This window comes from Mycobacterium senriense (assembly GCF_019668465.1).
In the GTDB taxonomy this organism is placed as follows: Bacteria; Actinomycetota; Actinomycetes; order Mycobacteriales; family Mycobacteriaceae; genus Mycobacterium; species Mycobacterium senriense.
Window position 1 is genome coordinate 1,728,002 of the sequence record NZ_AP024828.1, and the last position, 12,380, is coordinate 1,740,381.

Annotated in this window: 12 protein-coding genes; 7 read left to right on the forward strand and 5 right to left on the reverse strand. The window is 63.0% G+C overall.

Annotated features, from left to right (window positions below; genetic code table 11):
- The 4 genes from MTY59_RS08225 (at position 1) to MTY59_RS08240 (ending at position 4,059) form a co-directional block, all read left to right on the forward strand.
- On the forward strand, positions 1-1,476 hold the full coding sequence (locus MTY59_RS08225; RefSeq protein ID WP_221045219.1) for an MCE family protein: 1,476 nt from the start codon (positions 1-3) through the stop codon (positions 1,474-1,476).
- The gene (locus MTY59_RS08230; RefSeq protein WP_221045220.1) at positions 1,440-2,171 is read left to right on the forward strand and encodes an Mce protein; all 732 of its coding nucleotides are present in this window, start codon (positions 1,440-1,442) and stop codon (positions 2,169-2,171) included. Before MTY59_RS08225 ends, MTY59_RS08230 begins: the two co-directional genes overlap by 37 nt.
- Before the next feature lie 62 nt (positions 2,172-2,233).
- Entirely contained in the window at positions 2,234-2,935 is a 702-nt protein-coding gene (locus MTY59_RS08235) for a hypothetical protein (protein WP_221045221.1), read from the forward strand.
- Positions 2,936-3,204: 269 nt separating this feature from the next.
- Positions 3,205-4,059 carry an acyl-CoA thioesterase gene (locus MTY59_RS08240; RefSeq protein WP_221045222.1) on the forward strand — a complete coding sequence of 285 codons (855 nt, stop codon included), beginning with the start codon at positions 3,205-3,207 and terminating at the stop codon, positions 4,057-4,059.
- Positions 4,060-4,089: 30 nt separating this feature from the next.
- Here MTY59_RS08240 and MTY59_RS08245 read toward each other — a convergent pair whose 3' ends face one another.
- From MTY59_RS08245 to MTY59_RS08255, 3 genes are all read right to left on the reverse strand, one after another.
- Entirely contained in the window at positions 4,090-5,319 is a 1,230-nt protein-coding gene (locus tag MTY59_RS08245) for a CaiB/BaiF CoA transferase family protein (protein WP_221045223.1), read from the reverse strand.
- 37 nt (positions 5,320-5,356) lie between these two features.
- On the reverse strand, positions 5,357-6,139 hold the full coding sequence (locus MTY59_RS08250; RefSeq protein WP_221045224.1) for a FadR/GntR family transcriptional regulator: 783 nt from the start codon (positions 6,137-6,139) through the stop codon (positions 5,357-5,359).
- Positions 6,140-6,214: 75 nt separating this feature from the next.
- The gene (locus MTY59_RS08255) at positions 6,215-7,210 is read right to left on the reverse strand and encodes an LLM class flavin-dependent oxidoreductase (protein ID WP_221045225.1); all 996 of its coding nucleotides are present in this window, start codon (positions 7,208-7,210) and stop codon (positions 6,215-6,217) included.
- A gap of 179 nt (positions 7,211-7,389) precedes the next feature.
- Here MTY59_RS08255 and MTY59_RS08260 point away from each other — a divergent pair, with 179 nt between their 5' ends.
- Entirely contained in the window at positions 7,390-8,403 is a 1,014-nt protein-coding gene (locus MTY59_RS08260; RefSeq protein ID WP_221045226.1) for a Rieske 2Fe-2S domain-containing protein, read from the forward strand.
- Complete coding sequence (locus MTY59_RS08265) at positions 8,393-9,004, forward strand: TetR/AcrR family transcriptional regulator (RefSeq protein ID WP_221045227.1); 612 nt, start codon at positions 8,393-8,395, stop codon at positions 9,002-9,004. The genes MTY59_RS08260 and MTY59_RS08265 overlap by 11 nt, the downstream gene beginning before the upstream one ends.
- On the opposite strand, the gene MTY59_RS08270 is transcribed toward MTY59_RS08265, so the two are convergent.
- Positions 8,988-9,605, reverse strand: a complete 618-nt coding sequence (locus MTY59_RS08270; protein ID WP_221045228.1) for an isochorismatase family protein — start codon at positions 9,603-9,605, stop codon at positions 8,988-8,990. The genes MTY59_RS08265 and MTY59_RS08270 overlap by 17 nt on opposite strands.
- Positions 9,606-9,713: 108 nt before the next feature.
- Here MTY59_RS08270 and fadD4 point away from each other — a divergent pair, with 108 nt between their 5' ends.
- The gene (gene fadD4 / locus MTY59_RS08275; RefSeq protein ID WP_221045229.1) at positions 9,714-11,240 is read left to right on the forward strand and encodes a fatty-acid--CoA ligase FadD4; all 1,527 of its coding nucleotides are present in this window, start codon (positions 9,714-9,716) and stop codon (positions 11,238-11,240) included.
- 4 nt (positions 11,241-11,244) lie between these two features.
- On the opposite strand, the gene MTY59_RS08280 is transcribed toward fadD4, so the two are convergent.
- The gene (locus MTY59_RS08280; protein ID WP_250160853.1) at positions 11,245-12,357 is read right to left on the reverse strand and encodes a cytochrome P450; all 1,113 of its coding nucleotides are present in this window, start codon (positions 12,355-12,357) and stop codon (positions 11,245-11,247) included.
- Positions 12,358-12,380: the final 23 nt, after the last annotated feature.

The following is a 12,380-nucleotide window of genomic DNA, read 5'->3' on the forward strand; positions in this document are numbered from 1 at the left end:
ATGCTGCATCTGACCCGGCGCATCAAGATCCAACTGACTGTTTTCACGGTGATCAGCCTGAGCGCAGCCTCGCTCATGTTCTTCAACTACATGCAGATCCCGACGGTGTTCTTCGGGGTCGATCGCTACACGGTCACTGTGGAGCTGCCTCAGGCCGGCGGGCTTTACCCAGGCGGCAACGTCACCTACCGAGGCGTCGAGGTGGGTCGCGTGCAAGAGGTACAGCTGACCGCGACCGGCGCCGAGGCCGTGCTTCAGCTCAATTCTGATGTCCACATTCCTGCCGACCTGAATGCGCAGGTACACAGTGTCTCGGCGGTCGGCGAGCAATACGTCGAGCTGCTGCCACGTGGTGGGCAGGGGCCGTCGCTGAAGAACGGTGACGTGATCCCGATCGACCGCAGTTATGTTCCACCAGATATCAATTCGCTGCTGGCAGCTACCAACCGCGGCCTTGCCGTGATCCCGCGTGACAACCTCAAGACGGTGGTGGACGAGTCGTATACCGCCGTGGGCGGGCTCGGCCCGGAGCTTTCCCGGCTGATCAGCGGGACGTCGAAGTTGGCGACCGACAGTCGCCAGAACCTCGATGCGCTTGTGAATCTGATCGATGGGTCAAAGCCGTTGCTGGACAGCCAGACCCAGTCAGCAGATGCGGTCCAAGGGTGGGCCGCCCATCTGGCGACGCTCACTTCCGAGCTGCGCGATAACGACTCCTCGGTCGCAGGCCTAATACGAGAGGGCGGCCCGGCGGCCGCCGAGGCCCGGCAGTTGTTCGACCGGCTCAATCCCACGCTGCCGATCGTGCTGGCCAACCTGGTCAGTGTCGGGCAGGTAGGCGTCACATACCGGGACAACCTCGAATCCTTATTGGTCGAGTTGCCTCAGGGGACAGCCGACATCCAAGCGACCGGTGTGGCCAACAAAAACACCAAGCAGGCTTACAACGGTGCGTTCCTGAGCTTCAATCTGAATCTCAACTGGCCCCCCCCGTGTACCACCGGATTCCTGCCCATCCAGCAGCAACGCGCTGCCAGCTATGAGGACTATCCGGACTCCCCTAACGGGGACATCTATTGCCGGGTGCCGCAGGACTCGATGCTCAACGTGCGCGGTGCCCATAACTTGCCCTGCGAGACGCGCCCCGGCAAACGCGCGCCGACCGTCAAGTTGTGCGAAAGCGACCAAACTTACGTTCCGCTCAACGACGGTTTCAACTGGAAGGGTGATCCGAACGCTACGTACTCCGGGCAAGGCATACCGCAGTTCAGGCCGGGGGATGAGCCGCCTGGACAGGTCCCTCCACCATCGCCGCCGGGGCCGCCGCCACTGCCGATAGCGGCCGTTCAATACGATCCCGCCACGGGCATGTATATGGGGCCAGACGGCCGGATGTACACCCAGACCGACCTAGCCGGCGGTACTCAGAAAGGGCAAACATGGCAAAGCATGCTGATGCCACCCAAGAGAAATTGAGCGAGTCGGGCCCGGAGGCCACGTCACCATCGGCCGGTCCCTCAGAAGAGGGTTCACCGGAAGCGGTTACTGCTGATGAGACGATCGCTGAGGCGCCCGCTTCGGACAACCCCATAGTGGAGGAGCAGGCCGACGAGGTCGAGGATTACGACGCCTCGGTTGATGACGCTGCCGAACCGGATGCCGAACCCGCTGCGCCGGCGAAGAAACCAATCTCGACTACGCGATTGGCGACAGCCTTCGGGTTGGTCACAGTGGTTGGATTGGCCGTGCTCGGGGGCTGGTTCGGGTATCAGGCATATCAGTCACACCAGGCCCAACAACAGCGCGAATTGCTAGTTCGCATCGGCAGGCAAGGCGCGCTGAACCTGACGACAATCGACTGGCAGCACGCCGACGCCGACGTCCAGCGCATCCTGGACTCAGCGACGGGCACTTTCTACGACGACTTCTCTCATCGATCCAAACCCTTCATCGACGTCGTCAAGAAAGCACAGTCGAAATCGGTCGGGACCATTACCGAGGCGGGTCTGGAGTCGCAAACAGGCAATGAAGCCCAAGTGCTGGTGGCGGTGTCCGTCAAGACCTCGAATCTCGGTGCGGCCGAACAGGGCCCGCGACACTGGCGGATGCGAATCACCGTGCAGAAGGTCGGAGACGAGCTGAAAGTCTCCAACGTTGCATTCGTACCATGACGGGGCCGCACCCTGGCCAGCGCCGACGAGTAAGCCCACGAACCAGAGAAGGAACCATCGCAGTGCCGGTTAGATCCGATCCCGCCGTAGAGCAGGACCACGCGCAGGTCGATGAGCAGACCACTCAGCAAATCGATACTGAGACAGACGAAGCCGACGAAGCCGGAGACGGCACGAACACGACCGATATCGAGGACGTTGCCGAATTGGAGGACGCATCCGGCGACGATCCTGAAACGGAAGATCCCAAAGACATTGGATCCCAGTCGCGTAAGCGCCGGATCAACTGGTCGCGAGTGCTGGTCTTCGGGGTGCTGCCTATACTGGCTTTGTTGATCGCGGCGGCCACCGGCTTCCTCAAGTGGCAAGACGCGTGGAACCGTTCGTCTAGAGCGGCCGAAATCGAGGCAGTCGCCGCCGCCAAGGATTCCAGCGTTGCGATACTTTCCTACCAACCCGACAACGTCGAAAAGAACCTCGGCGCCGCCCGCGATCGGCTGACCGGGAAGTTCAAGGACTCCTACACTCAGTTGGTCCACGACGTGGTGATACCAGGCGCCAAAAAGGACCACATCTCGGCGGTCGCTACCGTCCCCGCCGCTGCCTCGGTATCGGCAAACCCAAACCACGCGGTCGCGCTGGTGTATGTCGACCAGACTGTGACCGTTGGCGACGATGCACCTACCGACACCGCATCTACCGTCCGGGTAACGATGGACAAGGTCGGAAACCGTTGGCTGATTTCCTCATTCGACCCAGTTTGAGGCCGCGATGGGACAGACAGATATCTCCTGCAGGTCTGACTGGGTCATAAACCGCGACATGGCTCCCGGATGACGCAGCACAACAGTGGTATTAATCTGGAGCGGACGCACGTGCGGTGCGTCGGTCCAGCCCCCGATGTGTGCACACCCTACGAATTTGCATGAATAGCTTTGCCTTTGGAGTCGCTAGCTTTCCGCGGTCGGAAGGGTTCGTCGAGAACTGCGGTGCCGCCGGGTGCGGCCAGCTGCGGCGTGCTTAGCTTGGCTACATGATCTCGACGCTCGAAGACGTGCTGAGTCTGTTGGACCTGCAGCAGATCGATGACGCAGCGTTCGTGGGCACTCAACCCGACACCCCCAACCACCACATCATCGGAAGCCAGGTCGCCGCTCAGGCGTTGATGGCGGCCGGGCGGACGACACCCGGGCGACTGGGGCACAGCATGCACATGTACTTTCTGCGGCGTGGTGACGCAAGGCAGCCGATCCAGTATGACGTGACCCCGCTACGTGACGGCGGCACCATCTCCTCGCGTCGGGTGACCGCGAGCCAGTCGGGAGTCGTCCTCTTCGAGGCGCTCGCCTCATTCACAATCATCGCCGACGACGTCGACTGGCAACAAAGAATGCCTGACGTGGCTGGGCCGGACGCGGTCCACGGACTCGAGGATCTCTTGACGCCCTACGCCGAGGAATTCGGTGACTGGTGGCCGCAGCAACGTCCATTCACCATGCGGTACCTCGACGCGCCGCCGCGGGTCGCCCTTGATCTCTCCGACCCGCCGCCCCCGCGGCTTCGGATCTGGCTTCGCGCTAACGGCGAGGTCTCCGACGATCCGATGGTCAACAGTTGTGTGGTGGCCTATCTCAGCGCGCTCACATTGCTCGAGTGTGCGATGACGACGATGCGCACCACACCGATGGGGCCTCGGCTCTCGGCGCTTGTCGACCACACCATGTGGTTTCACCGCGCTGCCAATTTTACTGACTGGCTGCTCTTCGACCAGTTCTCGCCGAGTATTGTGGGCCGCCGCGGTTTGGCCACCGGGACCCTGTACAACCGGTCGGGCGAATTGGTGTGCATCGCAACCCAGGAGGGCTATTTCGCTGAGCAGCGACAGTGAAGCGGATCAATGGCGGTGGCAGCACTCAGATTACGTGATCGCGCCGGCGATCTTGAGCTCAATAAGGCGGTCGTCATCGATGCCCAGTTCGCGCAGTACTGCGTCGGTGTGCTCCGCGAATTGCGGTGCTCTGGTCAGGCTGGCTGTATCGTCGTCGAACTGCGCCGGGCTGGCGACCAACTTCTGCGGATGACCTTCGGCATCGACGATTTCGGCGATGCGACCGTTGGCAGTCAGTGCTTCGTCATTGGCTATTTCCCAGGCATCCTGCACCGGGGCCCACTGCCCTCTGCCCTTTCGTAATAACGCTTGGCATTCAGCGAAACTCAACTTGCCGATCGCGTCCGCAACGATTTGTTGGGCAGTTTCGCTGTGCTCGGCCATCGCGTCGAGCGTTGTGAACCGCGGATCTTCAGCGACGTCGTGCAGACCCATCAGCCGGCAGAACTGCGGCCAGTATCGCGTTGGTTGCAACATTGACAACTGGACGAACCTTCCGTCCGAAGTCCGATAAGCGCCGGTGAGCGGGTTGCCCGGGGCCTGGGTTCGCCGTTCTACCTTCGGTAGCGGGCCGCCCATCAGCATTGCCATGTTCACGTTGAACTGGGTTGTCCAAGCGCCGACCGCCAAGAGCGAGACGTCGAGCACGGACGGTTCCCCGGTGGCCTGTCTGCCGTAGAGTGCCGCCGCCACGGCGCCGGCGATGGTGATGCCGCCGATGTTGTCCCCGTAAGCCCCGGCGGGCATGAACGGACTGTGTGTGGCATCGGGCGACGTGAGGCCGTGCGCGCTGCCACCACGGGCCCAGAACGCCGTCGCATCGTAGGCTCCGGCATCGCGGTCAGGCCCGTTGGAGCCGAAACCGTTGCCGACGACATAAATAATGTCGGGGTTGACGCGGCGGATGTCGTCAACGTCGATCGACAGCTTCTTCCGCGTCGACGGCAGGTAGTTCGTCAGGAACACGTCGCTCCGCCGGATCAGTTCGTCGAGCAGGGGACGCGCCTCCGAATTGTCGAGGGCCAGCCCAACACTGCGCTTTCCGCGGTTGGGCGCCTCCATGATCGGCGCGAACGACGATCCGGGTACGGTTGCCGCGGCGCCCAACACTTTGACCAAGCCGCGCTGGGCGTCGCCGGTGACAGGATGCTCGATCTTCACCACATCGGCGCCCCAGTCGGCGAGCACAGCGCCTGCCGAAGGAACGAAGGTGAACTGGGCGACCTCCAGCACGCGAACTCCGGTGAGCGGTTTACGCATCAGATGTCCTTCAAGTGTGGGTGGGCACGGTGCCCGCTCAATGCATGATGTCTCGGACCTTCGTCTTCTCGTGGCCCTTGAGTAGCTCAGCGCTGGCGTTCTCCATGTGTCGCCGCCAATGCGCCTCGGCCTCGGCGCCGTCCCGGGCGGCCACCAAGTCGGCGAGTCGGGTGTAGGACCGCATCAGCTTGGTGTACTGAGCCTTGGGCACGACGTTCTGAACGCTCAGAAATGCTGCAGTCATGTGCTTTTCGAAGATTTCGTGCAGCATGCCGACGATCACGGTCAGCGTCGCGTTGCCCGACAGTTCGACTAGCCGGCGGTGCAATGCGGTGGATGCTGCGGCCAATCTCCCGGTCTCCCACGCGGCGGGAATCTCCTCGATTAGTTCGCGTAACTCGCGGTGGGCCGCCGCGGTGCCATCCTCTGCGAGCAGTCGGGCTGCATACGGTTCAATACCCATCCGTGCCGTCATCACGTCCGCGAGCGTCGTTCCCGCCATCTCGAGCAGGAAGCCCGCCGGCCGCGCGACGATCTCGGGGCCCGGGACGCGAACCCGGGCGCCGGTGCGTGAGCCGCGCCGCACCTCCACGAGGCGGTCGGACTCCAAGACTCGCACCGCTTCTCGCAGTGACGGCCGGCTGACCTGAAAGTGATCCATGAGTTCGGCTTCGTAGGGAAGGAAGTCGCCGTCTTTGAGCTGTCCCTCGACGATCATCCGCCGCAACGTGTCCGCCACGATCTCGGCCGTCTTCGGCGACCGCACTGCACCGTTATTCTGTGACGTGGCCATCGGCGCGAGTGGTTCCCGCTTGGGCATCGCGACCTCCTGAACTCGACATGTAGTACTCAGTACACCATGTAAGGCGCCTATCTGGGGCATCCGTGGCTGGCGTCAATGTAGTCGCGAAAGAACGTGCGTCGCGGCCGCACCATAGCCGGCGCGTCGTCGACGTCCGACCAGGAAGCTTGGCGGTGAGGCAAATGCCGTGTCGGGCAACCGTTTGCGATTCGCCAGCATTTCGCGTGCCTGTGTGTCGTCGCCACAGATCGCGATCGACCACAGCATATCGTCAGTGACGTGGTCGGCGATCGTTTCCGGATGGCCGCTGCGGAAGGCCGATCGGATCCGGGCGACCTCGTCTGTCCAGCCGTGCAGTTCGACGAGTGAGTCGTAGGTCTTCACGGTGAGGTAGAAGGCGATCTGCAGCCGCGCGTCCCGGATGGCCCGGGCCGGGTCGTCGTTGTCGATCGCGGTGATCAGCCAGCCCCAGCGGCGTAGCTCGGCCGCGTCACGCCCACTTGATTCGGCGCCGCGGGCCAGTTCGGGCTCGACGAGTTCGGTCCACCAGCGATCGGTGAACAGGCCGTGCCCCAGCACGCCGTCGGCGGTGCGACCTACCGTCTTCAACATGATCTTGTTGAAGGCGCCGATCAAGATGGGCACGTCCAACCGGCCGAGCACGGGTGCCCGGATGTCGGCGTCGATCGTGTAGAACCGGCCCTCGTATCGAACGCGTTCGCCGTTCTCGACGTTCAGGAACGCCCTGATCACCTCGATCAGTTCGGCCATCCTGGGTGCGGGGTGGGTGGCGTCGACACCGAACCAATCTTTGTTCATTCGCGAGGTGCCCGACCCAAGTCCCAAGAAGATCCTGCCCGGCGCGAGTGTCCAGAGATGCCGCACGGCCGCGGCATGCACGAAGGGGGACCGGGCGAATGCATATGCGATCCCCGGTCCGATGTAGGCCCGCGAAGTGCCGAGGGCCATCTCGGTCGCTGTGATGTACGCGTTGAGGTCGGCGAACTCACCGGCACAAAACGCCTGCGCGCCGGCGGTCTCCGCCTGTGTTGCCAGCGCAGGCCCCGGCCACGGCAGACCCCAGTCCATGCGTCCTCACATCCATCGATAACACATCATTAACCTAGTAAGACAAGTGATTGTACGTCCTGATTGGTCGCCGCGGGGAAATTCGCCGGCCGGCACGCTCGTTTAGACAGAAGTGTCAAAAATGAGTAGCCTCGAAACACAGCTGTTTAGGTGTTCCGCGTGGAAAGGGCGTTCGGATAATGCAAACCCTGCCGAGCATGCTGCCCACCGGTTGGTTCCAGGTGGCCTGGAGCGCCGACATCGCCGTCGCCGAGGTCGTCCCACTGCACTACTTCGGCCGAGACATGGTCGCCTTCCGGCAGCTGGACGGGGTGGTGAAGGTGCTTGACGCGCACTGCCAACATCTTGGCGCGAGCCTGGCCTACGGCGGCTGCGTAGTCGAAGAAGGCATCCAGTGCCCTTTTCACGGCTGGGTGTGGAACGGCGCCGGACGCAATGTCCACATCCCGTACCAGGATCGGCCCAACAAGGCCCGACGAGTACGTTCCTATCCGGTCGCGGAGCTCAACGACTCGATCTTGATCTGGCATGACAGCGCAGGCCGGGAGCCGCTGTGGGATGCGCCGGACGCTTTCGCGGTGCTCGGAGATCATGTCCGCTCGCGGCGGTTCCACCCCTTTGGTGCCGATTGCCGGACGCGGCATGAGCGGGTAAAGGTGCATCCCCAGGTGATCGCCGAGAACGCCGTCGATCCCCACCACTTCCAATTCGTCCATCGCACCCCGATCAGTCCCGTGGTACTGCGTGAAAGCACCGATAGCTCGACCTGGTCGGCCAAGGTCGGCTTTGGCCGGAGGTGGAGCGACGGCCTGGACCGCACCGGCGACACGATGAACACGATCGAAATCTATTGGTCAGGAATCGGGCTCAGCTACAACGGCGAACACGTCCGCGACGGAATCCGAGTCATCTCCATCTGCGCGACACCGGTGGACGACACCAGATCCGACATCTTCGCCGGCTACTGGATCAGCGAGGAAACGTCAGAAGGCCCGGGTGATTTCGAGGCGCGTCTGGCCGCAGCGAAACTCGCCCTGCCCGACGACATCCGGATCTGGGAGCACCAGAAGTACCTCGAACCTCCGGGTCTGGCGACCTCGGAGGCGGCAGGCTTTCGCGCGCTGCGTCGGTGGGCGAGCGGGTTCTATCCCGAACCGGAGGCCGCCACCGAGCCGGTCACGCATGGTGTCTGAGGGCTCGCCCCCGCCGGTAACACGCAAGTCCGACCGCACCCGAGAGTCAATCCTGGACGCTGCGCGGACCGCGTTTGCGCGCAAGGGTTTCTCGGGCGTCACCATCAAGGACATCACTGACCTCGCGCCGGTCACCCGGGCGAACTTCTACTATTACTTCTCCGACAAGACCGAGCTTTTCATCGAGCTCGGCACCGACACCTACCACGAAGCGCTGGCGGTTGTCGAGGGTTTCATGGAGCAGGAGAGCCCGCCCAGCCGGGAGGATGTCGAGGCCTGGGTTGCCCGCTACTTCGACTACCTCGACCGCAACGGTGCGTTCGTCATCCGCTCCACCGAGGACATGCCTCCCGATCGCAAATTCCGTGCCGCGGTCGCCCGCTCGCACCGTCGAACCGCCGCCGCGCTCGGTGAGGGCATCGCAAAGATGGCGCCGACACCGCCCGACCATGACCCCGTGGCTACCGGGCTGGTGATTATGGCGATGCTCGAACGCTCATGGCTGATGGTTCGCCACAACGAGGTCCCGTCGACGACGCGGCAAGCGGTGCTCATGGCGGCCACCGAGATGCTGTGGCGAACGGTCAACGGTCAGACCTGACCGATGTCCATTCGTCGATGAGCTTATCGACCGTGGTCAGCCGACCCAGCACGGCAATAGTGTTGTCCAGCACCTGTTCTGCATAGTCCTTGGGGGTGCCGCCGACGGCGTCGCGCGGGACGACGAGGTCGAAACCGGCCTGCGTAACATGCCCGGCAGCATGGGTGATCGCCAGATTCAGCGAAACGCCGGCAAGGACGATGGTGCTCACACCGAAGCCTTTGAGCACGGGCAGTAGTTCGGAATCGAGCGTTGGGAAAAGGCCGTGGTGGCGCGGTAACACCACATCGGTGGGTGCCAGTAGCTCGGGAAGCACTGTAGTGGAGGCGGTTCCGGGGGCCCAGTGAGCGGTTGCGGGGCCCAGGGCCCGCCAGATGCGCGCCGCCCCGGTCGGCCGGCCGCCGAGGTTGCCCTCGTAGGTCGCGTGCACAACCCGCGCGCCGAACTGGCGGGCGGAATCGAGAAGTCGGCGCACACAGGAGACGAGTTCAGAGCTGTCGGCGGCCAAAGCGGGCAAGACGGACTCGGGGCCCAGCACACCGTTCTGGCATTCCACACAGACAACGGCCGTGGTCTCAGGATCCCATAGTGTCGAAGCCATCCCTGCACCCTAGTCCATTTTTTGACACCTGTGACGAAAAATTCGGTAGATCCCTTACAAAATATGGAGTTTCGCCTTCTTCACCTCGGAAGACTCTAAAGTGAAATCATGGAGATCCGCGATCACATCTCATCCGGTAAACCTGCCCTGGTCCTCGCTCGGACTGGCACGATGATCGACTTCGCCGAGCTGGAAAAGCGTGCCAACCGGCTGGCTCACTTCTGGTATGCCGCCGGACTTCGCGAGGGCGACACGGTTGCGGCAGTACTCGAGAACAATGAACACGTCCATGCCGTGATGTGGGCGGCGCGCCGAAGCGGTCTGTACTACGCGTTGATCAACACTCACCTGACGGCCGCCGAGGCCGCCTACATCGTCGACAACAGTTCAGCAAAGGCGCTGATCGGGTCACGCGCGACTCGCGACGTCTGCGAAGGCCTTGCCCAGCATTCCCCCGGCGGGTTACCTGAGCTGCTGCTGATCGCCGACGACGATCTGGACGGATGGTACCGCTACCCGGAATGTGTTGCCGACCAACCCGAGACGCCGATCCCCGACGAAAGTGAAGGCGATCTGCTGCAGTACTCGTCGGGAACCACTGGCAGACCCAAAGGGATCCGCCGTGAGCTTCCGCATCTACCACCAAGCGAAGCACCCAACATCCTGATGCCGTTGATGAATGCCGTCGGAATCACCAGCGATTCGGTGTATCTGAGCCCGGCGCCGCTGTACCACACCGCGCCGTCATTCTGGTCGATGGTGGTGCAGTCGCTGGGCGGCACCACCGTCGTGATGGAGAAGTTCGACCCGGAACACGCGCTCGAGTGCATCCAGCGCTACGGCATCACTCATGGCCAATTCGTCCCGGCGATGTTCGTGCGGATGCTCAAACTGCCCGAAGCGGTGCGCATGTCCTACGACGTTTCCAGCCTGCAGCGGGTGGTGCATGCGGCCGCGCCATGCCCGGTGGACATCAAGAAACAGATGATCGCGTGGTGGGGACCGATCATCGACGAGTACTACGCCGCTTCGGAAGCGGTGGGAGCCTCATTCATCCGCGCCCAGGACTGGCTTACCCACCCCGGCTCGGTCGGCCGACCCTTGGTTGGGGTCCCCCACATCCTCGACGAGAGCGGCCATGAGCTACCGCCCGGTGTGCCCGGCGAGATCTATTACGAGGGAGGGCATTCGTTCCAGTACCTCAAAGACGATGCGAAGACGGCGGCGGCCCACGATCCGCACGGCTGGGTGACCGTCGGCGACATCGGCTATCTCGACGTGGATGGCTACCTCTATCTCACTGATCGCCGTCATCACATGATCATTTCGGGTGGGGTGAACATCTACCCGCAAGAAGCCGAAGACCTGCTGATCACCCATCCCAAGGTGCTCGACGCCGCAGTCTTCGGTATTCCGGATGACGACATGGGTCAGGCCGTCAAAGGCGTGGTGCAGACGGTCGATCCGGCTGATGCCAACGACGGCTTCGCGGCAGAGTTATTGGAGTGGCTGCGAAACCGGTTGGCGCACTACAAGTGCCCACGTTCGCTGTCGTTCGAGGCGCAGCTGCCCCGGACTGACACCGGCAAGCTGTACAAGCAGCAGCTCGTCGGCAAGTATTCGGCGAAGGGATAGGTGATCAGCCCAGTTTCAGAGGCACGCGCTCAAGTGTAAAGGTGCTCGCGGGGAACACAATCTGCGGTTCCTCACCGACTTTCATCGAAAACTCGGGAATGCGCCGGAGCCATTCGTCCACGATCAACTTCAGCTCGAGGCGGGCCAGGTGCGACCCCAGGCAGCGGTGTGGCCCGCCACCGAAGCCCCAGTGCCGGTGCACCTTTCCATCCAGCACCACATTGTTGGTCGAGATCTCGTCGCTGTCGTCACGATTGATGGCGGCGACACACAACCGCACCATGGTGTCGGCGGGCAGCGTGACCTCCCCGATGGTGACCTCGGTGGTGGTCACGCGGGGCAGCATCGGCGCCGGCGGCTCCAGCCGAACGATCTCCTCGACGAACACATCGATCTGGTCGGGATCGTCGTGGAGGGTGGCCCTCAGCTCCGGGTTGCGGGCGAGCTCCAGCAGGGCGGAACTCATCGCCGCGGTGACGGTGTCCAGCCCGGCCAGGACGAAAAGGAAGCTCAGGCCCATGATTTCGGCGTCGTCGAGTGGCTCCTCACCATTGAGCAACTGCGACAAGATGTCCGGCCCGGGGTCGGCCCGCCGTGCGTTGATCGCCTCGGTGAGGTACGCGACCAATTCCAGTGCCGGCGTCAGGTCGGCATCCTCGAGAGACGGCGCTTCCGAGATCGCGATGACCGCGGTTTTCCACGCGACGAGCTTGTCGCGATCCTCCAGCGGAAGCCCGAACAAGGTCAGGAATACCTGTGAGGGATAGGGGATCGCCACGTCGGCCACGACCTCGCACTCGCCTTGTGCGGCTACACGCTCGATGATCTCGATCGCCTGCTGCTGCAGCGAGGGCAGCATCTCTTTCAAGGTGTGCGGACTGAAGAAGGGCTGCAGGATCTTACGGAACCGGGTGTGTTCCGGCGGATCGAACGAGATGGGCACCAACGGCAGCGGGCTGCCGAGCACGTCAAAAGCCTTCTTCGACGAGAACAATTCGGGATCGCGCAGCGCGGCCAGCACGTCCTCGCGGTGGGTCAGATAGAAGATTCCGTCGACGGACACCACCCGCCCTGCGTCACGCAAGACCTTCCACCCCACCCCGCGGTCGGCCGCCATCGGCAGACTGGCAAAGGAAAGTT

What these genes read in the sequence shown, in the direction of transcription:
- MTY59_RS08225 (WP_221045219.1), top strand. Translation starts at nt 1, where the DNA reads ATGCTGCATCTGACCCGGCGCATCAAGATCCAACTGACTGTTTTCACG.
- MTY59_RS08230 (WP_221045220.1), top strand. Translation starts at nt 1,440, where the DNA reads ATGGCAAAGCATGCTGATGCCACCCAAGAGAAATTGAGCGAGTCGGGC.
- MTY59_RS08240 (WP_221045222.1), top strand. Translation starts at nt 3,205, where the DNA reads ATGATCTCGACGCTCGAAGACGTGCTGAGTCTGTTGGACCTGCAGCAG.
- MTY59_RS08245 (WP_221045223.1), bottom strand. Translation starts at nt 5,319, where the DNA reads ATGCGTAAACCGCTCACCGGAGTTCGCGTGCTGGAGGTCGCCCAGTTC.
- MTY59_RS08250 (WP_221045224.1), bottom strand. Translation starts at nt 6,139, where the DNA reads ATGCCCAAGCGGGAACCACTCGCGCCGATGGCCACGTCACAGAATAAC.
- MTY59_RS08255 (WP_221045225.1), bottom strand. Translation starts at nt 7,210, where the DNA reads ATGGACTGGGGTCTGCCGTGGCCGGGGCCTGCGCTGGCAACACAGGCG.
- MTY59_RS08260 (WP_221045226.1), top strand. Translation starts at nt 7,390, where the DNA reads ATGCAAACCCTGCCGAGCATGCTGCCCACCGGTTGGTTCCAGGTGGCC.
- MTY59_RS08265 (WP_221045227.1), top strand. Translation starts at nt 8,393, where the DNA reads ATGGTGTCTGAGGGCTCGCCCCCGCCGGTAACACGCAAGTCCGACCGC.
- MTY59_RS08270 (WP_221045228.1), bottom strand. Translation starts at nt 9,605, where the DNA reads ATGGCTTCGACACTATGGGATCCTGAGACCACGGCCGTTGTCTGTGTG.
- fadD4 (WP_221045229.1), top strand. Translation starts at nt 9,714, where the DNA reads ATGGAGATCCGCGATCACATCTCATCCGGTAAACCTGCCCTGGTCCTC.
- MTY59_RS08280 (WP_250160853.1), bottom strand. Translation starts at nt 12,357, where the DNA reads ATGGCGGCCGACCGCGGGGTGGGGTGGAAGGTCTTGCGTGACGCAGGG.